We start from the raw sequence: 21,978 nt of genomic DNA on the forward strand, positions 1-21,978 counted from the left end.
GAGGGTGCTCAGGTCTCGGGTGTCAGCAGGTCCAGTACGCGTTCCCAGTCGAAATCCCCTGGCCCGCCGTCCTGTTGGTCTTCGCCGGCGTACGGGTCGCCGAAGCGGACGCCCATGTCGCGGAGTCGATCGACACTGGCCCGGTAGGCGGGGTGGGCAGCCAACGCCTCGTTCACGCACGGCAGTACGGCGATCGGGACGCCGAGTCCGTAGGCCTCGCACAGTGTTCCGAGGGCGAGGGCGTCGGATATGCCGGCCGCCCACTTGTTGACGGCGTTGAAGGTGGCCGGCGCGAGGGCCACCGCGTCCGGCGCGGGGAAGGGGCGAGGGTCGCCCGGGGCGCGCCAGGCGGAGCGGATCGGGCGGCCGGTCAGCCGCTCGACCGCCGCCGCGTCGATGAAGCCGAGCCCCTGGGGTGTGGCGATGGCACCGACCTCCCAGCCCCGCTGCCGCGCCGCGGCGATCAGCGTGCCGACGTCCTCGGCGACGCCCGCCGCGCAGACGACGACGTAGAGGAAGGGTTTTCCGCCGGGTCCGGCAGGTCCGCCGGGTGGGACGGGCCTGCCGGGCCTGCCGGGTTCAGTCGGTTCGCTCACGTGCGAACCCTAGCTAGTGGAGCGGGAAGCCCTGTCCGCGTTCGGACTCGGGGCGCGGGCCGAAGATCCGGCGCTCCGCCTCCTCGATCGGCACGTCGTTGATGGAGGCCTCGCGCCTCGTCATCAGACCGTGCTCGTCGAACTCCCACAGTTCATTGCCGTACGAGCGCCACCACTGGCCGTCGGCGTCCCGCGACTCGTACTGGAAGCGGACCGCGATGCGGTTGCCGTCGAAGGCCCACAGATCCTTGCGCAGGGCGTAGTCGCGTTCCCGGGCCCACTTGCCGGTGAGCAGCTCGACGATCCCGGCACGGCCCGTGACGAAGGTGTCCCGGTTGCGCCAGACCGAGTCCTCGGAATAGGCGAGCGAGACCTTGTGCGGATCACGGGTGTTCCAGGCGTCCTCCGCGGCCTGGACCTTCTGGAGCGCGGTCTCTCGGGTGAAGGGCGGCAGGGGCGGACGGTCGGCCATGAGGACTCCTGGGTGCGAGCGAAAGCGACGGAGAATGCGCGTTCCCCCAAACGATGGAGAACGCACGTTCTCTCCTTCTGGCCGCTAAGGTAGAGAACGAACGTTCTCAGGTCAAGGAGCCCGCCGCATGGACAACACGACCGCCCGGGATCAGGCGGCCCCCTCCCGCAGCCGGGAACAGGCCCTCGCGCTCGCCCGTGAGCAGGCCCTCGACGCCGCGGAGCGGCTGTTCTACGGCCGGGGCGTCCAGGCCGTGGGGATGGACGACATACGCGGCGCATCGGAGGTCTCGCTCAAGCGGCTCTACCAGCTCTTCCCGGCGAAGGAACACCTGGTGGAGGCGTATCTGGAGCGGCGCGACGTCCGCTGGCGCGCGCGGCTGGCGGAACACGTCGACAGCCGGCGGGAACCCGAGCAAAGAATCCTGGCCGTCTTCGACTGGCTGGGCCTGTGGTTCGCCGAGCCGGACTTCCGCGGCTGCGCGTGGATCAACGCGTACGGCGAACTCGGCGCCACGTCGGAGCGGGTGGCCGCGCAGGCCCGTACGCACAAGGCGGCGTTCCGGGCCTATCTGGCCGGGCTGGTGAGCGCGGCGGGGCGCCCCGCCGCGCTCGGCGACCACCTCTTCCTCCTCGCCGAGGGCGCCATGGTCACGGCGGGCATCGACGGGACCGCCGAACCCGCGGCCCAGGCGCGCGCCGCCGCCCAACTCCTTCTGGACGCAGGGAAATAGGGCCGGACCGCAGGGTCAGGCGGTCTGCTCCGTCACCGTGACGGCGCCGACCGGACAGGCCGGTACCACCTCCCGCGGCATCGGGCCACCGTCGCCTTGCGGCCGGTCCGGGAGCAGCGCGCTGAAGCCGTCGTCGTCCTGGGCGAGGACGCCCGGAGCGGCGAGGGCGTACTGACCCGTGCCGGTGCGGACGTCCTTGCCGATCGCGATGCCGACCCCCGTGCTCATGCCGCTCCTCACCAGGTCACGAGGAATGCCGGCATCCCTGGATCGTGAAAATGGGTTGCGCGGCCGATTCCGGTGGCCCGAACATCTGCCCATGTCCACGATCGAAGCCTTCCTGCCGCCGACCTCCGCCACCGTCCGTCCGGCGCGGGTCCAGCAGCAGCCCGGCCGACCGCGGAGGCCCGAGCTTCCCCGGTCGTGACCGCCGCGCTCGTCGCGGGGCTTCTCGCGGGCTACGGCATCGCCATGCCCGTCGGAGCGGTCGCGACCTACCTCGTCTCCCTCACCGCTCGTACGTCCCTGCGGATCGGCGCCTCGGCGGCGCTCGGCGTCGCGACGGCCGACGGGCTGTACGCCCTGGTCGCCGCTCTCGGGGGCACGGCGCTCGCCGCGGCGCTCCAGCCGGTGATGCTCCCGCTGAGCCGGGCCTCCGCGCTGGTCCTCGCCACGCTGGCCGTCCACGGCGCGATCGGCGCGGTCCGCCGGTACCGCGGGCGCCGGCTCCCCGAGCGGACCGGGCAGGACCCCCCGCGCCCCGTCCGCGCCTACGTCGCCCTGCTGGGCATCACCCTCCTCAACCCCACCACCGTCGTCTACTTCGCCGCGCTGGTGCTCGGCAGCCGCACGGCCGAGGCGGTACGCCCGCTGGAGCAGGGGGTGTTCGTGCTCGCCGCGTTCGCCGCGTCCGCGAGCTGGCAGCTCCTGATCGCCGGGGGCGGCGCCCTGCTGGGCCGGACCCTCACGAGCCACCGGGGACGGCTCGTGACAGGGCTCGCGTCGAGCGGCGTGATCATGCTGTTGGCCGTACGCGTCCTGGTGGCCTCGTCATGAAGTCACGGGCCCTGGCCCGGTGCGGCCCCCGTACACCCCACCGGGGGATCGGCCCGGCGCGGGGAGCCACGCGGGCCGCGCGGTACGGAAGAATCGCGTGCGCCCTGGTGTTGAATCGTGCCGAGACACGACCAGCGAGACACGACCAGTCCGATGCGACGATGGGACGGAAGTCATGCCACTTGAGGGCGAGTACGAGCCCAGCCCCACGCAGTGGGTCCGGGACCAGGTGGAGTTGTACGAGAGTTCCGGTGGCACCAAGGGAACGACCCTGATGGACACCGGCCTGCCCGTCATCATCCTCACGACACGCGGCGCGAAGAGCGGCAAGATCCGCAAGACCCCGCTGATGCGCGTCGAGCACGACGGCCGGTACGCCGTGGTCGCCTCGCTCGGCGGCGCGCCCAAGCACCCCGTCTGGTACCACAACGTCAACTCCGACCCGCGCGTCGAGCTCCAGGACGGGGCCGAGCGCAAGGAGTTCACGGCCCGGGAGATCACCGGCGATGAGAAGGACCAGTGGTGGGAGCGCGCCGTCGCCGCGTATCCGCCGTACGCCGACTACCAGAAGAAGACCGACCGGGTGATCCCCGTCTTCGTGCTGGAGCCGGTCGGCTGACCGAGGCGCGCCGCGGATTGCCGCGGCACCGGTGTGCATGAACCGGAGCACGCCGGGCACCCGAATGTCAGGCCCCGCCGCGTTCCCCCGTCGCGGCGGGGCTTCCTGTCGTGGCGGGGTCTCCCGCCGCCACGTCCGCGGTGCGGCCCCCGTCGTCCGGCCCTGCTTCCGCCCGTGCCCCGCCGCGGCCCTCGCCGCCCGCCTCGCACGCCTCGTCCGCCTCGCCCGCGCCGCGATGCTCGCCCGATCGGGCGGCTGCGGCGTCGGTCACGTCGAGGAAGATCTGGTCGGCCGCGGGGAAGGTGTGGGCGACCGAGCGCTTGATACGGACGGCGACCTCCTCGACCTCCTCGCTGTCGAGCCCGGGGACCAGGTCGATCCGGGCGGCCACCAGGGTCGAGTCGAGGCCGAGCTCCATGGTCAGCAGCGCCTCGACGCTGTCGATCTCGGGCTGTGCCTTCAGCAGTTCGCGGATCCGGCCGCTCTGCTCCTCGTCGACCGCCCGGCCGATGAGCTGCTCTCGGGCGTCGCTGCCGAGCCAGAAGGCGATGCACACGAGCAGCAGTCCGATGGCGAAGGAGGCGGAGGCCTCCCACACGACATTGCCGGTGATCATGTGGAGCACCATGCCGACGATCGCGAGACTCACCCCCAGGACCGCGGTGCCGTCCTCGGCGACGACCGTCCGCAGGGCCGGGTCGCGCATGCCGTCGCCACCCTTGCCGCGGATCTGGAAGAGAGCCCGCAGAAGCGAGGCGCCTTCCGCGAGCAGGGACACGCCGAGCACCGCGAGCCCGGTCATATAGCCGCTGAAGGATTCCTCGGCGCCGTTGCGGAGCGCCTCGAAGCCCTGGAAGAAGGAGAAGCAGCCGCCCATGACGAAGATGCCGACGGCCGCGAGCAGCGACCAGAAGAACCGTTCCTTGCCGTAGCCGAACGGATGCCGACGGTCGGGCGGCCGGCGGCTGCGGCGCAGCGCCGCCAGCAGGAACACCTCGTTCATGCTGTCCGCCACGGAGTGCGCGGCCTCCGAGAGGAGCGCGGGGGATCCCGAGATCAGGCCGCCCACCGCCTTGGCCACGGCGATCAGCAGGTTGGCGCCCAGTGCCACGAGCACGGTGACCCGGGTCCTGGCGTCCGAGCCGTCCGAGCCGGCCTCCGTCCGCCGCTGCTGTCGCCCCTGCCGCCGTGTCGACGGGGCGCGATCCGTCGGTTGCGTCGTCTCTTCACCACTCACACCGGCCGGTTTCCCTCGGGTCTCCACCTCACACCGGGCCGGCCGGGACAATCGGACCGAGGGGTACAAGGGCGGCACCTTGGGCACCCGTACCCGGTGGGAGGAGGCCCGCGCGGGTCGGCGGGTGTCGGAAAGCGGAGAAGGAGTCCCGGGTGTCCAAGAAGCAGAAGAAGCTCACACTGCCCCTGGCGTACAAGCCGATCGGCTTCGTCCTGAGCTGGGCGGGAGGCGCGGTCGCCGGACTCGCCTTCCAGAAGACCTGGATGGCGATACGTCACGAGGAGGACGCTCCCGACGCCCTGGACAAGGACCGCGGCTGGGGCGAGGTTCTGCTGGCGGCCGCCCTCCAGGGCGCGATCTTCGCGGTCGTCCGCAGCGCGGTGGACCGCTCGGGCGCGAAGGCCATCGAACGGTCCACGGGCGTCTGGCCCTCCCCCACCAAGTCAGGCCGCGACTGACCGGCACGCACGCGGCACGGGCCCGGCGACGTCAGTCGGCCGACAGCCACGCGCCGTCGCGCATGAGGTCGCGGCCGGAGAGCTCGTCGGCCTCGCGCCAGGCCTGCACCCGTACGGGAGTGACGCTGAAGTACAGGTAGTGGGTGTCGAGTCCGCGCGGGTCGAAGCCGGTCCTGGCGGCGAACGCGTCACCGGCCCCCTCCGGCAGCTCACCGGCTTCCAGGGTCCGGACCGTGCCGTCGATCATCACCACGTCCCGTGTCGGCCCGAGACCGAGGCGTACGCTGCCGGTCGCCCGCAGGTTGCGGCCCGTGGGACTGGCGGCGGGGGTGGCCAGCAGGACGGTCGTGCCGTCCCAGAGGTAGGACAGCGGTACCAGATACGGCGTTCCTCCGGCGCTGTCGGCGGTGGACACCCAGACGTCGACGTCGGTCTCCAGCCGGTCGAGCGTGTCCTGCCTGCGCTGCTTGCGGGTGCGGGCGGGCGGGTTCATCTGTGGACGGCCTCCTGGTCGACGGCGTACGGGCGGCGCACCTGCGCCGGGAGCGGGCAGGGTTCCCGCACGGATGACGGTGGAGCGGGCCTCAGTGTGACGGGCCGGGCCCGTCCGGGGCGGGTCCCGGCGCGGAATCGCCCGCGGTGAGCTCCGCGAGCCGGGCCGCGGCGGCGCTCAGCAGCATGTCGAGCGCCGTCGGATAGGAACTGTGCCGCATGTCGAGCACGAGATGGCGGGCGGTCGCCGCGATGTTCGGGTGACTGTCGGCGGGCAGCCGGGCGTACGTCGCCCGCCACACGCCTGCCTCGGCGTCGCGAGCGGCGGGCGGCAGGGCGACACTCGCGGCGTCCAGGGCCGCGAACGCGAGCGCCTGGTCGACGAAGGCGTGGTAGATCCGTACGGCTTCGGGATCCGGGAATCCGGCGCCGCGGAGCACCCCGAGGATCCGTTCCACCGCCTGGATCTCGTGGACCCGGCCGGTCACCCGGTAGGAGCTGAGCACGGCGGCCTGCGGATGGGCGAGGGACCCGGTGTGCATGCGCAGGCCGAGGTCCCTGAGGTCGGCGCGCCAGTCCCCCGTGGGGCGCCAGGCGCGCAGCGTGCGGCCGATGAGCTCGTCGGCGATCGCGAGCAGCAGATCGTCCGTGTCACGGAAGTACCGGTACAGGGCGCTGGGGTCGGCGCCGAGGGCGAGGCCGAGGCGCCGGACGGTGAGGGCGTCGGCGCCGTGCTCCTTGAGCAGCCGCAGGGCGGTCTCGACGATCAGTTCCCCGGAGAGGACGACGCCGGTCTTGGTGGGGCGTCTGCGCCGCCGGGCGGCGGGCGGGACGACGCGGTCGTTCGCGGACGTCATGGTGTCTCCCTCCGGTGCGGTGCGCGGAGTCTCCGGTGCGGTGCGCGATCTTTCATGTGCGGTGCGCGGTCTCTCCGGTGCGGTCCTCCTCCGGTGCGGTCCTCCTCCGGTGCCGGAACCTTATGTCAACGGCGTTGACCTGTTAAGGCCCCGGGCAGTTTCATTTCCGCTCATCGGGCCGGAATCAGGCCCCGGGTGCGATCGGAGCAGGCCATGACGCAGAAGCCGTACGGTGTGGATCCCCCGTCCTTGCGCAAGACCCTCGGTGTGCTGGACGGTGTCGCCATCGCCGCCTCCAGCACGGCGGCGACCACCAGCATCGGGATCGGCCTCGGAGTGACGGCGGGGGTCGTCGGGCTGCATCTGCCCGCGATCATGCTGCTGGCCTTCGTGCCGATCCTCGGGATCGCCGGTGCCTTCTCCCGGCTGAACAAGGTCGAACCGAGCGCGGGCAACGGCTATGTGTGGGTGGGCCGTTCGCTCAGCCCCTGGCTGGGTTTCCTGGTCGGCTGGGTGAGCATCGTGGCCACCGTGGCGTTCCTCGCGTACACCACGGCGGTGACCGGCTCGGCGATGATCCAGCTCGCCGGCCAGGCGGGCCTCCACCAGGTGGCGGGGCTGGTGCTCGATCCGGGCTCGACCGCCCAGACCACGGCCGTGGGCGTCGTCGTCCTCGTCGCCGTCACGTTCACCGCGGTGACCGGCGTCAGAACCGCGGCGCGGCTCCAGGCCGGACTGCTGGTCTTCGAGTACGTCGTCCTGCTGGGCTTCTGCGGCTACGGCATCGTGAGCGGTCCGCACCCCTTCAGCCTGAGCTGGTTCGACCCGTTCCAGATCCCGTCGGCGACGGCGCTGGCGCAGGGCCTGCTGCTGTCGGTGTTCTGCTACTGGGGCTTCGAGGCGGCGTTCACCGTGAACGAGGAGGTACGCGATCCGCGGGACGCCTCGCGGGCCGGGACCATCACGCTGGTGACCATGCTGGGGCTGTTCCTGCTCGGCTCGGTGGCCTTCCAGCGGGTGCTGTCCGAGGACGAGCTGGCCGGGCACGGCGCCGAGGGACTGGCCTTCCTCGGGAACCGGCTGGCCGACCAGCCGCTGGCCGCGCTGCCCCTGGTGGCGCTGATGTTCTCGGCGGTCGCCTCGCTGCAGGCCGGGGTGATCCCGACGGCGCGCGGGATGTTCGCGATGAGCCGGGACCGTACGCTCGGGCCCGTGTGGTCCAAGGTCAGCGCCCGGTACGGCACTCCGGCGATGGGCACGCTGCTCATCGGCGCGATGGCCGTGGTCGTCGCCGCGCTCTCCCTGGTGATCCCCCGCCTCGCCGACATGATCATGGCGACGGTCAACGCCGTCGGGATCGTGGTGGCACTGTCGTACGCGCTCATCGCCCTCGCGGCGGCCGCCCGGTTCCGCGGGCTGCTGCGCGAGAACCTGTGGGACGGAATACGCGCGGTCGTCCTGCCCGCCCTGAGCGCCGTGGCGCTGCTCGGCCTCGGCGGCTATCTCGCCTGGTCCTTCTACGACTCGGCCGATCATTTCGAGGTCAGCGCGGACAACGGCTGGTTCCTGCTGCTCACCCCGACCCTCATGATCGTCTCGGGTTTCGTGGCCGGCGCGTGGGCCAAGTGGGTCCGCAGGTCCGCGTACTTCACCACCGGACGGGGAACCGACGCCGACGCGCCCCAGCTCCTGGCCACCCCCAACTGAGCGCTTCCGGCCACACGGACAAGGAAACGGAACCATGCACGCTGACCTTCTCTTCACCGGCGGCCCGGTGTTCACCCCCGAGGGCCGCACCGCCACCGCGGTGGCCGTGACCGGCGATCGGATCACCGCCGTCGGGAACGCCGAGGTCCACGACCTGGCGGGACCGGGCACCGAGGTCGTCGACCTGGCCGGGCGGCTGCTGCTGCCCGGGTTCCAGGACGCGCACGTCCACCCGCTCCCCGCGGGCCTGGAGCTCTCCCAGTGCGATCTCACCGGCGCGAGAACCGCCGAGGACACCCTGGCCGCCGTCCGCGCGTACGCCGAGGCCCACCCCGAGCGGGAGTGGATCACGGGCGGCGGCTGGTCCATGGAGGCCTTCGCGGGCGGCACGCCCACGAAGGAGCTCCTGGACGCGGTCGTACCGGACCGGCCGGTGTATCTGCCGAACCGGGACCATCACGGCGCCTGGGTCAACAGCCGCGCCCTCGAACTCGCCGGCGTCACCCGGGACACGCCCGACCCCGCCGACGGACGCTTCGAGCGGGACGCGTCGGGCGAGCCCACGGGCATGCTGCAGGAGGGGGCCATGCAGTCGGTCGGCCGGCTCACTCCCCCGGCCACGCCGGCCGACCGGCTCGCCGCGCTGCTGCACGCCCAGCGGCATCTGCACGCGCTGGGCATCACCGCCTGGCAGGACGCGATCGTCGGCACCTTCGTAGGCATGGAGGATCCGTCGGAGGCGTACATGACGGCGGCCCGCGACGGTTCGCTGACCGCGCGGGTGGTCGGCGCCCTGTGGTGGGACCGCGCCCGCGGTGCCGAGCAGATCCCCGAACTCGTCGAGCGGCGGGCCGCGTTGGAGCACGGCAGGTTCCGGGCCACCAGCGTGAAAATGATGCTGGACGGGGTCGCGGAGAACGGCACCGCCGCGCTGCTCGATCCCTACCTCGACAAGTGCGGCTGTGCCACGGCGAATCGGGGCAAGAGCTTCATCGACCCGGATCGTCTGCCCGCGTACGTCACCGAGTTGGACGCGCTCGGATTCCAGTGCCACTTCCACGCGCTCGGCGACGGCGCCGTACGCCATGCCCTGGACGCCGTGGAGGCGGCGCGGAAGGCGAACGGGCCGAGCGACACCCGGCCGCATCTGGCGCATCTCCAGGTCGTGCACCCCGACGACGTCCCCCGCTTCGCCGCGCTCGGCGCCACGGCGAACATCCAGCCCCTGTGGGCCGCCCACGAACCGCAGATGGACGAGCTGACCATTCCCTTCCTCGGGCCCGAACGGGCCTCCTGGCAGTACCCGTTCGGATCGCTGCTGCGTTCCGGCGCGCGGCTGGCGGCGGGCAGCGACTGGCCGGTCAGCAGCCCGGACCCGCTCCAGGGCATCCATGTCGCGGTCAACAGGGTGAGCCCGGACGCGCCGGGGCCGGTGTTCCTGCCGGCCGAACGCATCGATCTGACCGCCGCGTTGACGGCGTACACCGCGGGAACGGCGTACGCGAACCACCTCGACGACACCGGGACCGTACGGGCGGGCGGCCTCGCGGATCTCGTCGTCCTGGACCGCGACCCCTTCGCGGGACCGCCGGAGGCGATCAAGGAGACCGGTGTCGCGCTCACCTACGTCGGAGGGGAGCGCGTGTACGCGGCGCCGAACGCCTGAGCCGCCCGACGGTGTTACTTCTTGGACAGTCGTCCAGCTATAGTGGACACCTGTCCAAGAAGTGACGAGACGAATCGGAGCCTGCCGACGATGGAAACGGCCGCGAACGTGCTGGTGGGCCTGGTGGCCGCACTGCACGCGTACATCCTGGTGCTGGAGATGTTCCTGTGGGAGAGGAAGCCGGGGCGGGGACTCCACGGGTTCGACGCGCCGATGGCACGGGCGACGGCGCCGCTCGCCGCGAACCAAGGGCTCTACAACGGATTCCTCGCCGCGGGCCTGGTGTGGGGGCTGATCGCGGCGGACCCGACCGGGCATGACGCACAGGTCTTCTTCCTGAGCTGTGTCGTGGTCGCGGGTGTGTACGGAGCGGTCACCGCGAACCGCCGCATCCTCTTCGCCCAGGCGCTGCCGGGGGCGCTCGCCCTGGCCGCCGTCCTGCTCGCCGGATGACACCCGACGACCCGCGCGCCGCCCGGACCCGCGCGAAGCTGCGGCAGGCACTGCTGGAGGAGTGCGCCGAACACCCGCTGGAGGAGACCGGCGTCGCCGCGCTGGCGCGGCGGGCCGGGGTCGGCCGGGCCACCTTCTACGTGCACTACGCCGACCTGGAGGCGCTGGCCGTCGACGCGTGCGCCGACGTCGTACGGGAGGCCGTGGAGGCGTTGCACGCCTGGCGCGGCCGGCCCGACCCGGTGTCGGCGCCCCCCGCGCTGCGCGCCTTCTTCACCGGACTCGCCCCGCACGCCGGTCTCTACCGCACGCTGCTGAGCCCGGGGGGCGGCGGCCCGCTGGGCCTGGTGCTCCACCGCGACCTGCGGGCCCGCAGCCTGGCCGAGCGCACCCTGGCCGGTGCGCCGGACGCGCCCCTCGTCGCCTCCGCGGTGGCCGCCACCTTCGCGGGCGTCCTCGGTGACTGGCTGCACGGCCTGCTGGAGGGCACCCCGGACACCGTCGCGGACGAGGTCTGGCAGCTCCTCGTCGCCCTGCACGCGAGCAGGTGACGCGCCGGGCCCGTCGGCCCCGGCGCGCACATCACTTGCAGCCGAACCGCGAGCTCGTCGCCGGCCACGCCTCCACCCCGCCGGAGGTCTTCACGTAGGCCGTGGACCTGTCCGGCGTGAGCCAGAGCCGCCAGTCGCCGTAGCGGTAGCCGGTGTCCCGCGCGCCGGCGGGCATGCGGACGTCTCCGTCGTACGCGGCGGTGAGGGACTCGGCCGGGAGGACCCGGTGCGGATCGCGCGCGTACTGGCGGCCGTACCGGCCCAGGTCGAGGAAGTGCGCGCGCTGCCAGTCGCAGTGCTCGGCACCCGCCACACTGGACACCTCGGTGGTCGGCACGCGGTGGCCGTCCCGGTCCGTCCAGATCTCGTATCCATGCGCCTTCGTCCAGCTCGCCGGGAACTCGGAGGGGTCGCAGGACGCGCTGGTCTCCGGGCCCCAGCCCGGGCGCCGCGGCTGGTCCTTCGCGACGACGACGGCGACCTTGGTCCTGCCTCCGACGTCGTACGAGAACAGGACGCGGTCCCCTTCGACGCGCTCCACCCGGTAGCCCTGGTCCGGCAGTTCGGGCTGATAGATATCGAAGTACGCCCTCAGCCCGCCCTCGGGCGTCGACCCGCCGTCACCCTTGCTCCACGCGTCGCCCGCGTCACCCGCCCGGATCGCGCCGTCGCACTCGAGGGCCCGGCCCGCCGCCCCCGAACTCTCCTCCGCGTCCCCGCCGTCCTCCGCCGTGTACGGAAGGTCCAGCGGCCCGGCGTACGGGGCGGTGGGGGCGGTGCCCGTCACCACCACCCCCTCATGCCCGTGCCCGCCGCACCCCGCCGCCGCGAACCCCACCAGCGCCACCACCGCGGCCACGATCCCGCTGCGCGTCCCCACCACAGTTCCTCCACCCGTCGCTCGTGCTCCTACGACGCCGGGGCGGGAAGGTTCGTTCGACGGGCCGGAGCACGGGGGTGCGTGGGCGGTCGCCGGGGGCGCGTGACCCCGTACGGACGGCCCCGCGCGGAGTCAGCGTGTGGTCTGGAAGGTACGGCGGTAGGTCTGCGGCGAGACACCGATCGTCGCCTGGAGGTGCTGGCGCAGCGAGGCGCCCGTCGCGAAGCCGACCTCGCCCGCGATGCGGTCCACGGGGAGGTCGCTGGCCTCCAGCAGATGGCGGGCCCGGGAGAGCCGCTGCTGGATGAGCCAGCGGCCGGGACTGAGGCCCACCTCGTCGTTGAAGCGGCGGGCGAAGGTACGCAGACTCATGCCGGCGTGGGCGGCGAGATCGGTCAGGGTCAGTGGATCGCCGAGGCGCGCGAGTGCCCAGTCGCGGGTGGCGGCGGTGCTCGCCGTCGAGGGTTCGGGGACGGGCTGTTCGATGAACTGGGCCTGGCCGCCCTCGCGCAGCGGCGGGACCACACAGCGCCGGGCCACCTTGTTGGCCAGTTCGCTTCCGTGGTCACGGCGGACGATGTGCAGGCAGATGTCGATGCCGGACGCGGCTCCGGCCGAGGTGAGGATGTCGCCGTCGTCCACGAACAGGACGTCCGGGTCCAGGTCGACCCGCGGGAACAGCCGCCGGAACTCGTCGGCCACATGCCAGTGCGTGGTGGCCGGGCGCCCGTCCAGCAGACCGGCGGCGGCCAGTACGAACGCGCCCGTGCAGATCGAGACGATCCGCGTGCCCGGACGGATGTACGCGAGGGCGGCCGCGACCTCGTCGGGACGGCCGATGGGGAGCGCGGCCGGAGTGACGGCGGCGATCACCACCGTGTCCGCCGTCCGCAGGACCTCCGGACCGTGGCCGACGGTGATGGAGAAGTCGGCGTCGGTACGGACAGGACCTCCGTCGAGCGTGCAGGTCACCACCTCGTAGCGGCCGTCCGCCGCGCCGAGGATGCGGCTGGGCATCCCCAGCTCGAAGGGATAGACGCCGTCCAGCGCCAGGACCGCGACCCGCTCCACGCGCTCCACCGGTTCCCCTCGCTCCCCGCACCCCGCCCGCTCGGCCCGCTCGGCCCGCTCCGCGTCCCGCATCGTCCTGCGCACCGCCTTCCGCACCGTTTTCCGCATGGCACGATCTTATCGAAGGTTGGCAATCATGCCATTTTCTGCCGGGGCGCCTCCGGGCAGGCTGGTTCACCATGAGCACTGTGAACACGATGCGAGCCATCAGCCAGACCGTCCTCGGCGGTCCCGAGGTTCTTGAGGAAGTGACCCTGGAGCGGCCCTCGCCGCGACCGAACGAGATCCTGGTCCGGGTACGGGCCGCGGGCGTCAACCCGACCGACTGGAAGCACCGCGAGTCCGGCGGATTCCTCGGCGAACCCCCCTTCGTCCTGGGCTGGGACGTCTCCGGCGTGGTCGAGGCGACCGGGATCGGCGTCGCCCTCTTCCAGCCCGGGGACGAGGTCTTCGGCATGCTGCCCTACCCCTTCGGCCACGGCTCGCACGCCGAGTACGTGACCGGTCCGGCCCGCGCCTTCACCCACAAGCCGTCGGCGATCGACCACACGCAGGCCGCGGCCCTCCCGCTGGTCTCCCTGACCGCCTGGCAGGCGCTGACCGAGCGGGCCGACGTGCGGCCGGGACAGCGGGTGCTGATCCACGCGGCGGCGGGAGGGGTCGGCCATGTGGCCGTGCAGATCGCGAAGTCCCTCGGCGCGCAGGTGATCGGCACCGCCAGCGCGGGCAAGCACGACTTCCTGCGGTCCATCGGAGTGGACGAGACCGTCGACTACACCAGCGTCGACTTCGCCGAAGCCGTGCGCGACGTCGATGTCGTCCTGGACACCATCGGCGGCGAGACGGGACTGCGCTCGCTGCGCGTCCTGCGCCCCGGTGGCGTGGTCGTCTCCATCCTGCCGGTCGGGTCCGACGCCTTCTACGAGGAGGCCGAACGGCTCGGCGTCCGGGCGGTGCGGATGCTCGTCGACGCCGACCAGACGGGGATGCGGGCGGTCGCGGATCTCGTCGAGAAGGGCGCGCTGCGCGCCACGGTCGCCGAGACCTTCCCGCTCGCCGACGCCGCCAAGGCGCACGCCCTGGGCGACACGGGCCGGACCACCGGGAAGCTCGTGCTGGTGGTCGACTGACGCCCCACGGCCTCGACGCCGTACGGCCTCGACGCCGGGCAGCATCGACGCCGGGCAGCCGGGCGCCCGGCTGCCCGGGAACACATCTGGCCAACTCGCAACGCACAGCGAAGACATATGTCAATCGAACATGCTGGAATTCACCTCGGCGAGGGTAACTTGCAGAGCAGGAAACGGTTTTGCTCCCTTGTCGCCCGGGAGCGGGCCGACAGCCGGCTGGAGGTGATGGCCGCGTGGCGAGCGACTTCGCACCGTGCACCCGGCATCTGCGGATCCACCAGGACCACGGTCATGTGGTGCTGGAGCTGCACGGGGAGATCGACCTGCTCGCCACGACGGAGATCACCCCGATCCTGGACGCGGTGACCTCGGACCCCGCGCCGCAGGTCGTGATCGACCTGCGGCGTGTCGAGTTCTTCGACTGCTCGGGCCTGCGGCTGCTGTACCGCGCCCGGCGCCGCGTCCTCGACCGGGGCGGCCGGCTGCACCTGGTCTGCGCCCATCCGCTGACCCTGCGCATGTTCCGGCTGACGGGGCTCTCGCGGGTCCTGCCGCCGTCGGCCTCGCTGGAGGCGGCGCTGGGCCTCCCGGAGGCGGACTCGGACCCGCCTCGGGCACCGCGGGGTGCCGGATGCTCCGGTGCGTGATCCATCCGTCGGACGGGCCGTCTGTTTCCCTGCTCTGGTGCTCGAAGAAGGCAGGCGTGGTCGGAGGGCGCCGGGGGTGTCGGCGGTGGTGGCGGCGGTCAGCCGCTGGGACGCCTCGAACTTGTTCCCGAGAGGCCCGCGACGCTGCCCGCCGCCGACGAAAGGCGGCCGGAGCCCGTCCGCGACGGGCCGGAACGCTTCACGGTCTGCGGGCGACCGTGCGAGCCTGCGCCCAGCGCTGCCCGCTCGTGCCTGACCTCGGTGCGCGACAGTGCACGCGCCCAGCCGATCGTCCGCGAGGTCGATCCTCTCCGAGGCGGTCAGCACGGCCTGGAGATCGTCAGGGCGGTCACACGGAAAATCCAGGTCCAGGTGGAACCGTCCGGCAAACGCGTCACGGCACGCATCGCTCTGGGAGACGAGTCGGGATCCGGGCAGGCGTGAAGCCCGGGACTCAAGGCGTTCGGGCCGGGTCCGGAACAGGCCGAGCACGCCGACGATTCGTCCCGTGCCCCGAGTGGCAGCCCAGGCGCGGCCGCGATCTCGGTCGCTCTCGACGCGGGTGAACTCCGCTCGCCCGACCACCACTTCGAGAGCCGTCGGGATCGGTACAGGCGTGTGCCCATGACACGCACGAAACGCACCTCCCTCCCGTACGGCCGGCAAGCCCCGAGGTACTCGTTTGACCAGACCCGAGCACGGTCGCCCAGAGGGTGGGCCCGGCACCCTCCGGACCCGGGGCGCTGATCGCTGGGACACAGCGACCAGCGCCGCCCCGTCCGCGAACGACACGTCACAACAACCCGTGCCCCTCACCACCCACCACACGAGCACCGCTGCACCTGCGGCTCCCGATCGCGCCTCAACTCCTGGGCAGAAGGGTCCCGAGCGGGCCGAGGTCGAGATTGAGGTCCTCCGGGCGCACTCCGTGCTGCTCACAGAGTTCCGCCATCCGCTGGTCGAGGAGCATGAGCGTGGTCCCGATCTCATCGACCTGCTCATCACTGAGGTCACCCTGTTCGACACGGCGAATCGCCTGGCGCTCCATCAGCTGTCTGAGCAGTTCGACCAGCGTGAGCACCAGGGCGACCAGATCGCGCCCCATCTGGTCGGAGTCCAGGTCGAGCCGGGAGCCGCTCACAGCGGACCGCCGTCCGCCCAGGGAGCCGGGACGCGCTCATTGACGGACGACAGCAGGGCGTGGAGGGACAGCCGCACCAGGGGGACGTCGGCGATGGCGATGACCAGATCCCCACTGATCACCACGCCGGTCGCCAGGACGCGGTCCAGCAGGTCCACGAGCGGAACGCCGATAGGGCCGCTCAGGGGCCCGGGGGCGTCCCAGGGCACCACGTCGTGTGTCACGGTCTACACCTCGCCGACGAATGAGTAGGGCACCCACGGTCCGGACAGTTCGATGTCCGCTCCGGTGCGTTCCCGCAGTGTCCGTGTCAGCAGGGCCAGTTCGCCGGCGCGGTGTTCGGCCACCAGATAGGTCGCGTTGAGGACCTGGACCCGGCGTTCCCCGGAGGGCTGCGCGTGCGGCCGCAGCCTACGCGAGGCGGTGGCGAGTCCCCGGACTTCGATATCCACCTCTTCCGCGGTCCGCAGGGCCTCGTCCTGGCTCCGCTCGCGGCGTTCCTGCGCGCCCCGCTTGCGGTTCAGGTAGGCGAGGCCGGCTCCGGGCTCCGGGCCCGACCGCTCGCCGGTCACGACCTGCCGGACCGACGTCCGCACCGTGTGATCCAGCGGGCAGGGCGGCACGTAGACCTTCACACCCCATTCGGCATGGCCTGCGATGCGCTTGAGCGCGACATCGAACCGATCCGCCTCTCTGCCGAGTGCCTCTCGCGTCCTGTCCTCACCGTGGTACAGGGTGGCCATCGGCAGGGGAACGGTTGGGCAGCAAGCCGCGACGGCGGCGACGACGTCGTGGTGGGCGCGTGCGTATCGTTCGAGTTCGCGCTGGTCGGACAGACGCGCCTGCCAGACCTCGTCCGTGAAGTCGCCGGCCCGGACGGACTGGACGATCGCCGTCAGCGCCCCCAGAGGCAGCGAGCGTACGGGTGCCTCGTCGGTGACACCCGGCAGCCCGGCCACGACCGAAGGGGCGGGTTTCCGGCAGACAGCGAACACGTAGAGGGTGTCGCCCGAAAGCTCGGGCCCGCGCTCCGTCATGTGCCTCGGTTCTCCTTGTTCTTCGCTGACTCCGGGCGTGGCCGTAGGCCTTCGCTCAGGCTGTCTCTCCGCGTTCTATTTCTCCGCCGTCTCGGATTCGAGTACCTTCTCCGGTGTCTCGGATTCGAGCGCTTTCAGTCGTTCGCGCAAGTCGCGGTTCTCATCCCGCAAGGCATCGCGCGAAGCTCGCGAACTGAGCGCGGGATCGCTTTCCCACCAGTCGATTCCGGCCTTCTTCGCGGTATCCACGGATGCCACGAACAAGCGGAGCCGAATGGTGAGCAGTTCGATGTCGAGGAGATCGATCTTGATGTCCCCGGCGATCACGATTCCCTTGTCCAGGACGCGTTCGAGAATGTCGGCGAGGTTGGTGGTCTGAGGGCCGGACACGGGGTACGAGCCCCCCCGGACGTCGACGTCACGCACGGCCTCGCCTCTGCCCTCTCCTCTTCTTGGGAGCCTCGTCCTCGTCCTCGTCCTCTTCCTCCGTCTCGACCTCGTCTTCAGCCCCCTCTTCGTCCTCCGCTCCCTCGTCCTCGTCCTCGTCCTCGTCCTCGTACGCGTCCTGCGCCCCCTCTTCATCCTCGTCCTCGTAGTCACCCTCCCCGTCCTCGTACGCGTCCTCGGCCCCCTCTGCATCCTCGTCATCACCCGCGGAGTCGGCGCCTTCCTCGGTCTCGCCCTCGGGCTCCTCGCCGCCCTCCGACTCCTCCTGCTCGGCCTCTTCCTCCTCGACGGCGTCGTCGTGGGACACGACGACTTCTCCGTCACGGATTTCGCCGCGCCACCCCTCGGGTTCTTCGTTGGTGAGGGTCACGTATCGCTGGAAGTTCTTGAAGTCCAGACGCATACGGCGTCCCTGCGCCCGCCAGAGGTTGCCCGTCTTCTCGAAAAACCCCGACGGGTAGTACTCCACGACCAGAACGATGCGCGTCAGGGTGGGCCCGAGTTCATGGAAGCTGACCGCGCCACGCGTGGTCCCCTTCGCCCCTTCGGAGGTCCACACGATGCGGTCGTCGGGAATCTGTTCCTGGACGGTCGCCTTGAAGCTGCGCGACGAAGGGCCGACTTTCACCTTCCAGTCGCTCCCGCCCTCATCGTCCTTGGAGACGTCGCGAACGCCCTTGGCGAAGCTGCTGAACTTGTCGTATTGCGTCCAGTAGTCGTAGGTGTCCCGGAGCGGCACGCCGACATCGAGAACCTCGATGATGTTCATGACCTTGCCGCCGCTGGCCTTCCGCTTCCCTTTGCCGCCACCAAAAGCACTCTTGGCCTTATCCACGACGTTGTCCTTGACACCCTTGGCCTTCTCCGACACGAAGGCCTTCAGCGGTGAGTCGCCCTGGAGGACGCGGGAACCGATAGCGGGAAGCGAGCCGCTCTCGGCCGAATCACTGAGCTGCCCGGCGACATCCTTCAGTTTGCCGCCGGCTTTCTCGGCAAGATTCTCCACCTGCGCGGACACGAACTTGGACGCCTCCTCACGGAGCTTGTCCATGCCCGACGTACCCTCTGCCGACTTGTCCGCTTCCTTCTCGGCCATGACTGCCTACCTCCCACGACCAGCGCGCTTGGACGCCGCACGCTTGGATGACGTCGTCTTCGCCGCAGCGGATTTCTTGGCCGGAGCAGTCTTCTTCGCGGCCGTCTTCTTCGCCGCGGTCTTCTTGGCCGGAGCGGTCTTCTTCGCGGCCGTCTTCTTCGCCGTCTTTCCCGCAGCGGTCTTCTTAGCTGGCGGGACCTTCTTCGCCGCCGCCTTGCCGGGAGTGGCCTTCTTCGCCGGCGCGGCCTTCTTCGCCGCCCGAGGCTTCTGTCCGCCGGCGGGGGCGGCCTTCTTGCGCGCAGCGGGAGCGGACGCCTTACCGGATCGATCCGGTCGTGAGGCGCGGCTCCTCCGCGGCTTCGCTTCCGGCTCTTCTTCCGGTTCCTCCTCCGGTTCTTCCTCTTCCTCCTCCTCTTCCTCCTCTTCCTCGTATTCGTCCTCCGGCTCTTCCTCTTCCTCCTCTTCCTCAGGCTGGTCCTCTTCGTACTCGCCCTCCGGCTCCTCTTCCTCTTCCTCTTCCCCCTCCTCGTACTCCGCGTCCTCCTCCGGCGCGTACTCCTCCTCGCCCTCCTCCCCTTCGCCCGGCTTCTCCAGGAGCCGGGCCGTACGCTCGCTGAGGCTGCCCGCGAGCGTGCTCATGCCCCGGTCGGCGGCGGCGGTCATCGCCTTGCGGCCAGCCTCCAGCACTTCTCCTCGCAACTGCTCCTGCAACTCGGCGACCTGCGGGATCTCCCCCAGTCTGCGCATCCCTTCGGCGGCAAGCTGGCGCGGCTCAAGGCCGAAGCGCCTGCCCGCGATATAGGTCGCGATGGACAAGGCCATCCGGCCCTTCTTGGTACGGCCCAGCACATAGCCGCCCACTACCGCAGCCGCGAGAGCCACCTTTTCCTTGTCGTCCATGATCTCGTCACCTTCGATCGTTCGGCGTGGAACAGGTCTGCGCGGCGTGCAGCCGGTCGAGCAGTCGTTCCTCTTCTCGTTCGAACTCCTCCAGGCTGATGTCTCCGTCCTCAAGCTCCCTGTTCAGCAGGGCCAGTTGGGCACGGAGCACCGCTGGGTCGTGCAATTCACGCTCGGCGGCGTCGTTGAGCTTCTCCGCCACCCAGACAACGCCGCGGACCGGCGCGATGGGGAGGGTGAGCAGTCCGGTGATCAGTCCCATCTCAGACTCCAGCGGTTCGGACGGGAGTGCCTTCGGCGGAGACGAAGCTGTAACAGGGCAGCGGGCCCGTGAGACGCAGCTCCACCCGGTCGCGATGCGTGTGGCCGAAGCGCTCTGCCGCACTTCGGAAGGCGTCGCTGTCGCCGCGATCGACGAGGAACGAGGCGTTGAGCACGCATCCCTGAACCTCGGGACCCGAGGCCACCGCGCGGGCCCTGGGCGTGAGTTCGCGCAGAATGCGCCTGCCGGCTTCGGCGGCCCTGCTCTCCAGAGCGGCCGAGACGGCCTCGCCCAGTCGCAGGCTGGCCTCGTATCCGGGCCGTCGGCGCACTTCGTCCCGCAGCCGGCGGACGTTCTTGTCCTCCGTCAGAAGGCTGGCCAGCGCGTCCTTGGCCGGGAGTGCCTTGACGTTGACCTCGACCGCGTCGGAGAGGTGTTCAAGGGCAGCCATGTGCTCCGCCTCGCGGGCCTTCAACTCGCCGCGCACCGCCTCCTCGTCGGATGCGACCACGCCGAACCGCATCGGCAGTACCGACCCCTGCTCCGACAGGAGCAACAGCAGATCCTGGTGAGCGAGCAGATCGCGCCGTCGGGCGCGGAGCTTGGGAGGAGCCTCACTGACGACAGCGGCGACCCGCCCGTGCCGGATCGTCCGCAGCGAGGCTGCCGGGCTGCCCACACCCGTCGCGTCCACCGGCAGCGGCCCTCCCGCCCGGATGAGCGCGTAGACGTACACACCATCGCCGGTCACGGCTCACGCCTCCACGGGTCGTCGTCGGCTGCTACCGCCCCGGGCGGGAGCACGCCGCTTCCTCGGCCGCTCCTGCTCCTCTTCCTCGTCCTCGTCGTGCTCGTCGGAGTCGTCGTCACGGCCGCCCCCGACCGCCTTGCGAACGGTGTCCCCCACGGTTTCCGCGGCCTTGCGAACCTTGCGCTTGCCGATGGACTTGGCGGCACCACCGCTGAGCAGTTCGGGGATGGTGGTGCTGCTGGAGTCCCGCTCCAGGTCCAACCGGTTGCACGCTTCCGCGAAGCGCAGGTACGTGTCGACACTCGCCACCACGATGCGCGCGTCTATCTTGAGGATCTCGATGCCGACCAGGGACACCCGGACGAACACGTCGATCACCATGCCCCGGTCAAGGATGAGTTCGAGCACGTCGTACAACGTGCCGGCGCGCGGTGGGCACGCCACGACCTCGTCGGAGTAGGTGGTCGCAGGCATGGGGGATCCTTCCGGTCGTCGGGCAAACCTGAGTCACTGGTCACTCATCAGCGGACCCCCGCCGATATCGGCGGACCCTGCGGTACCCCATGAGTTCGCCGTCCCGGTCGATCCGCACTTCGTACGAAGCGAGAAGGCTCGTCGTGTCCGGAATCCGCGGCAGCTCGAGAACGTCCACGACGACACACCAGCCGTCCTCCTCGCGCCCCACCGCTGATACGCCCTCCGTGGGATGGCCGATCAAACCCTCCAGGCTCCGGCAGGCAGCACGGGCAGCATGTTCCGCTCCACGCACGGACGGTGTGCGGCGAGCGGTAGTCGTCGAAGACTTCCTGGGGCGTGGCCGGGGCTCTTCTGCCATACATTCAAGTTTGGCCCGTATACGGTTCGACGCACCTTGAGAGGGCCAGTCGAGCGTCCGTGCCCGGCCCCGCGGTCGCCCGCGCCGGGCGTTTCTCCGCCGGAACAGAACCGATCCCGGCAGCCACGGCATATAAGGCGGCTGACGGGATCGGTCAGGCGGGTACCACTCAGGCTTGACGGCGACCTTGGCTTCTCCTTGGCCGAGCGCAGAATATCCCCAAGTCCCGTGTCACCCCTGATTGCAACATCAAACTCGGAACGCAGCAACAGAACCATGGGTCGTCGGCTTCGGGGCCCACCCGCGCTTCGCCAACCGGGGCGCACGGCGGTGAATACAGGTTCACCATTTCCTCGCGACGAATGTGTGGCATCCATGGTTCAGGGCACCCGACGTTCTGAGGAAACGTCACCGAATTTGGATGACGCTTGCACGACTCCGCAGTTTTTCTGTGGACCGGCGAATAATCTCGATGAGGGAGCCGTTTCATGAGTGACAGCATCTGGGGCTACCAGGCGACCACCGGCCACATCGCGGGCGCCGATCTGACCGGGTACAAGGTCGAGGCGACCGACGGCAGTATCGGGAAGGTCGACAAGTACTCGGACGACGTCAGCTCCTCGTACCTCGTCGTCGACACCGGCGTGTGGATCTTCGGGAAGCATGTTCTGCTCCCGGCCGGCACCGTCAAGACGGTCGACCAGGCCGAACGGAAGATCTACGTCGCCCTCACCAAGGACCAGATCAAGGACTCCCCCGAGTTCGACAAGGACAAGCACGTCGGCGACGCCGGTTACCACGAGCAGGTCGGCGGCTACTACGAGAACCACCGCGCCTGACCTCACCGCGCCGCACGCGGAGTGGGGCCGCCCGGAGTGCATCCG

At 70.7% G+C, this 21,978-nt stretch carries 30 protein-coding genes; 12 read left to right on the plus strand and 18 right to left on the minus strand.

Features of this window, described 5'->3' with window-relative positions; all coding sequences use genetic code 11:
- Positions 1-8 precede the first annotated feature (8 nt).
- Both ACFXGX_RS34180 and ACFXGX_RS34185 read right to left on the minus strand, forming a co-directional pair.
- A complete protein-coding gene (locus tag ACFXGX_RS34180) occupies positions 9-596 on the minus strand; it encodes a flavoprotein (RefSeq protein WP_384799239.1) in 588 nt (195 codons plus the stop codon).
- Between the two features lie 13 nt (positions 597-609).
- Positions 610-1,068, minus strand: coding sequence for a nuclear transport factor 2 family protein (locus tag ACFXGX_RS34185; protein WP_384799241.1), 459 nt, complete (start codon positions 1,066-1,068; stop codon positions 610-612).
- Between the two features lie 127 nt (positions 1,069-1,195).
- Here ACFXGX_RS34185 and ACFXGX_RS34190 point away from each other — a divergent pair, with 127 nt between their 5' ends.
- The gene (locus tag ACFXGX_RS34190; RefSeq protein WP_384799244.1) at positions 1,196-1,801 is read left to right on the plus strand and encodes a TetR/AcrR family transcriptional regulator; all 606 of its coding nucleotides are present in this window, start codon (positions 1,196-1,198) and stop codon (positions 1,799-1,801) included.
- Positions 1,802-1,816: 15 nt separating this feature from the next.
- On the opposite strand, the gene ACFXGX_RS34195 is transcribed toward ACFXGX_RS34190, so the two are convergent.
- On the minus strand, positions 1,817-2,029 hold the full coding sequence (locus tag ACFXGX_RS34195; RefSeq protein ID WP_384799247.1) for a ferredoxin: 213 nt from the start codon (positions 2,027-2,029) through the stop codon (positions 1,817-1,819).
- A 195-nt stretch (positions 2,030-2,224) separates the two neighbouring features.
- On the opposite strand from ACFXGX_RS34195, the gene ACFXGX_RS34200 reads away from it, so the two are divergent.
- Positions 2,225-2,857: a LysE family transporter gene (locus ACFXGX_RS34200; RefSeq protein WP_384799250.1), complete on the plus strand. Its 633-nt coding sequence runs from the start codon at positions 2,225-2,227 to the stop codon at positions 2,855-2,857.
- A gap of 175 nt (positions 2,858-3,032) precedes the next feature.
- The gene (locus ACFXGX_RS34205) at positions 3,033-3,476 is read left to right on the plus strand and encodes a nitroreductase family deazaflavin-dependent oxidoreductase (RefSeq protein WP_384799253.1); all 444 of its coding nucleotides are present in this window, start codon (positions 3,033-3,035) and stop codon (positions 3,474-3,476) included.
- A 67-nt stretch (positions 3,477-3,543) separates the two neighbouring features.
- Here the strand turns inward: ACFXGX_RS34205 and ACFXGX_RS34210 are convergent, their stop codons facing one another.
- Positions 3,544-4,713: a cation diffusion facilitator family transporter gene (locus tag ACFXGX_RS34210; RefSeq protein WP_384799256.1), complete on the minus strand. Its 1,170-nt coding sequence runs from the start codon at positions 4,711-4,713 to the stop codon at positions 3,544-3,546.
- Positions 4,714-4,865: 152 nt separating this feature from the next.
- Here ACFXGX_RS34210 and ACFXGX_RS34215 point away from each other — a divergent pair, with 152 nt between their 5' ends.
- On the plus strand, positions 4,866-5,171 hold the full coding sequence (locus ACFXGX_RS34215) for a DUF4235 domain-containing protein (RefSeq protein ID WP_384799259.1): 306 nt from the start codon (positions 4,866-4,868) through the stop codon (positions 5,169-5,171).
- Positions 5,172-5,202: 31 nt separating this feature from the next.
- Here the strand turns inward: ACFXGX_RS34215 and ACFXGX_RS34220 are convergent, their stop codons facing one another.
- Positions 5,203-5,664, minus strand: coding sequence for a pyridoxamine 5'-phosphate oxidase family protein (locus ACFXGX_RS34220; RefSeq protein WP_384799262.1), 462 nt, complete (start codon positions 5,662-5,664; stop codon positions 5,203-5,205).
- Between the two features lie 91 nt (positions 5,665-5,755).
- On the minus strand, positions 5,756-6,520 hold the full coding sequence (locus tag ACFXGX_RS34225) for a TetR/AcrR family transcriptional regulator (protein WP_384799265.1): 765 nt from the start codon (positions 6,518-6,520) through the stop codon (positions 5,756-5,758).
- A 213-nt stretch (positions 6,521-6,733) separates the two neighbouring features.
- Between ACFXGX_RS34225 and ACFXGX_RS34230 the strand changes: the two genes are divergently transcribed.
- From ACFXGX_RS34230 to ACFXGX_RS34245, 4 genes are all read left to right on the plus strand, one after another.
- On the plus strand, positions 6,734-8,227 hold the full coding sequence (locus tag ACFXGX_RS34230; RefSeq protein ID WP_384799268.1) for an APC family permease: 1,494 nt from the start codon (positions 6,734-6,736) through the stop codon (positions 8,225-8,227).
- A 34-nt stretch (positions 8,228-8,261) separates the two neighbouring features.
- Complete coding sequence (locus ACFXGX_RS34235) at positions 8,262-9,893, plus strand: amidohydrolase (RefSeq protein ID WP_384799271.1); 1,632 nt, start codon at positions 8,262-8,264, stop codon at positions 9,891-9,893.
- Positions 9,894-9,983: 90 nt separating this feature from the next.
- Positions 9,984-10,346: a DUF1304 domain-containing protein gene (locus tag ACFXGX_RS34240; RefSeq protein ID WP_384799273.1), complete on the plus strand. Its 363-nt coding sequence runs from the start codon at positions 9,984-9,986 to the stop codon at positions 10,344-10,346.
- Positions 10,343-10,897 (plus strand): TetR/AcrR family transcriptional regulator, encoded by a 555-nt coding sequence (locus tag ACFXGX_RS34245; protein WP_384799276.1) that lies wholly within the window; start codon positions 10,343-10,345, stop codon positions 10,895-10,897. The genes ACFXGX_RS34240 and ACFXGX_RS34245 overlap by 4 nt, the downstream gene beginning before the upstream one ends.
- Positions 10,898-10,928: 31 nt before the next feature.
- On the opposite strand, the gene ACFXGX_RS34250 is transcribed toward ACFXGX_RS34245, so the two are convergent.
- Positions 10,929-11,777 carry a hypothetical protein gene (locus ACFXGX_RS34250; RefSeq protein WP_384799279.1) on the minus strand — a complete coding sequence of 283 codons (849 nt, stop codon included), beginning with the start codon at positions 11,775-11,777 and terminating at the stop codon, positions 10,929-10,931.
- Positions 11,778-11,909: 132 nt separating this feature from the next.
- The gene (locus ACFXGX_RS34255; protein ID WP_384799323.1) at positions 11,910-12,857 is read right to left on the minus strand and encodes a GlxA family transcriptional regulator; all 948 of its coding nucleotides are present in this window, start codon (positions 12,855-12,857) and stop codon (positions 11,910-11,912) included.
- Between the two features lie 170 nt (positions 12,858-13,027).
- On the opposite strand from ACFXGX_RS34255, the gene ACFXGX_RS34260 reads away from it, so the two are divergent.
- The 3 genes from ACFXGX_RS34260 (at position 13,028) to ACFXGX_RS34270 (ending at position 15,069) form a co-directional block, all read left to right on the plus strand.
- Positions 13,028-13,978 carry an NADP-dependent oxidoreductase gene (locus tag ACFXGX_RS34260; protein WP_384799282.1) on the plus strand — a complete coding sequence of 317 codons (951 nt, stop codon included), beginning with the start codon at positions 13,028-13,030 and terminating at the stop codon, positions 13,976-13,978.
- 233 nt (positions 13,979-14,211) lie between these two features.
- Positions 14,212-14,625 (plus strand): anti-sigma factor antagonist, encoded by a 414-nt coding sequence (locus ACFXGX_RS34265; protein WP_384799285.1) that lies wholly within the window; start codon positions 14,212-14,214, stop codon positions 14,623-14,625.
- Positions 14,626-14,886: 261 nt separating this feature from the next.
- Positions 14,887-15,069, plus strand: coding sequence for a hypothetical protein (locus ACFXGX_RS34270; protein WP_384799288.1), 183 nt, complete (start codon positions 14,887-14,889; stop codon positions 15,067-15,069).
- Positions 15,070-15,487: 418 nt separating this feature from the next.
- Here the strand turns inward: ACFXGX_RS34270 and ACFXGX_RS34275 are convergent, their stop codons facing one another.
- The 10 genes from ACFXGX_RS34275 to ACFXGX_RS34320 all read right to left on the minus strand — a co-directional run bounded on the left by ACFXGX_RS34275 (position 15,488) and on the right by ACFXGX_RS34320 (position 21,094).
- Positions 15,488-15,766 carry a gas vesicle protein K gene (locus tag ACFXGX_RS34275; protein ID WP_384799291.1) on the minus strand — a complete coding sequence of 93 codons (279 nt, stop codon included), beginning with the start codon at positions 15,764-15,766 and terminating at the stop codon, positions 15,488-15,490.
- Positions 15,763-15,990, minus strand: a complete 228-nt coding sequence (locus ACFXGX_RS34280) for a gas vesicle protein (protein ID WP_261707551.1) — start codon at positions 15,988-15,990, stop codon at positions 15,763-15,765. The genes ACFXGX_RS34275 and ACFXGX_RS34280 overlap by 4 nt, the downstream gene beginning before the upstream one ends.
- A 3-nt stretch (positions 15,991-15,993) precedes the next feature.
- Entirely contained in the window at positions 15,994-16,803 is an 810-nt protein-coding gene (locus ACFXGX_RS34285; RefSeq protein WP_384799295.1) for a GvpL/GvpF family gas vesicle protein, read from the minus strand.
- A gap of 75 nt (positions 16,804-16,878) precedes the next feature.
- The gene (locus ACFXGX_RS34290; RefSeq protein ID WP_384799298.1) at positions 16,879-17,229 is read right to left on the minus strand and encodes a gas vesicle protein; all 351 of its coding nucleotides are present in this window, start codon (positions 17,227-17,229) and stop codon (positions 16,879-16,881) included.
- Positions 17,222-18,346, minus strand: coding sequence for an SRPBCC family protein (locus ACFXGX_RS34295; RefSeq protein ID WP_384799301.1), 1,125 nt, complete (start codon positions 18,344-18,346; stop codon positions 17,222-17,224). The genes ACFXGX_RS34290 and ACFXGX_RS34295 overlap by 8 nt, the downstream gene beginning before the upstream one ends.
- Positions 18,347-18,352: 6 nt before the next feature.
- Positions 18,353-19,246: a histone protein gene (locus ACFXGX_RS34300; protein WP_384799304.1), complete on the minus strand. Its 894-nt coding sequence runs from the start codon at positions 19,244-19,246 to the stop codon at positions 18,353-18,355.
- 7 nt (positions 19,247-19,253) lie between these two features.
- On the minus strand, positions 19,254-19,508 hold the full coding sequence (locus ACFXGX_RS34305) for a gas vesicle protein GvpG (RefSeq protein WP_384799307.1): 255 nt from the start codon (positions 19,506-19,508) through the stop codon (positions 19,254-19,256).
- Between the two features lies 1 nt (position 19,509).
- The gene (locus ACFXGX_RS34310; RefSeq protein WP_384799310.1) at positions 19,510-20,259 is read right to left on the minus strand and encodes a GvpL/GvpF family gas vesicle protein; all 750 of its coding nucleotides are present in this window, start codon (positions 20,257-20,259) and stop codon (positions 19,510-19,512) included.
- A 3-nt stretch (positions 20,260-20,262) separates the two neighbouring features.
- Entirely contained in the window at positions 20,263-20,733 is a 471-nt protein-coding gene (gvpJ, locus tag ACFXGX_RS34315) for a gas vesicle protein GvpJ (RefSeq protein ID WP_384799313.1), read from the minus strand.
- Between the two features lie 40 nt (positions 20,734-20,773).
- Positions 20,774-21,094 (minus strand): gas vesicle protein, encoded by a 321-nt coding sequence (locus ACFXGX_RS34320; RefSeq protein WP_384799316.1) that lies wholly within the window; start codon positions 21,092-21,094, stop codon positions 20,774-20,776.
- A 488-nt stretch (positions 21,095-21,582) separates the two neighbouring features.
- On the opposite strand from ACFXGX_RS34320, the gene ACFXGX_RS34325 reads away from it, so the two are divergent.
- Positions 21,583-21,933, plus strand: coding sequence for a PRC-barrel domain-containing protein (locus ACFXGX_RS34325; protein WP_384799320.1), 351 nt, complete (start codon positions 21,583-21,585; stop codon positions 21,931-21,933).
- Positions 21,934-21,978: the final 45 nt, after the last annotated feature.

Source organism: Streptomyces sp. NPDC059371 (assembly GCF_042751995.1).
In the GTDB taxonomy this organism is placed as follows: domain Bacteria; phylum Actinomycetota; class Actinomycetes; order Streptomycetales; family Streptomycetaceae; genus Streptomyces.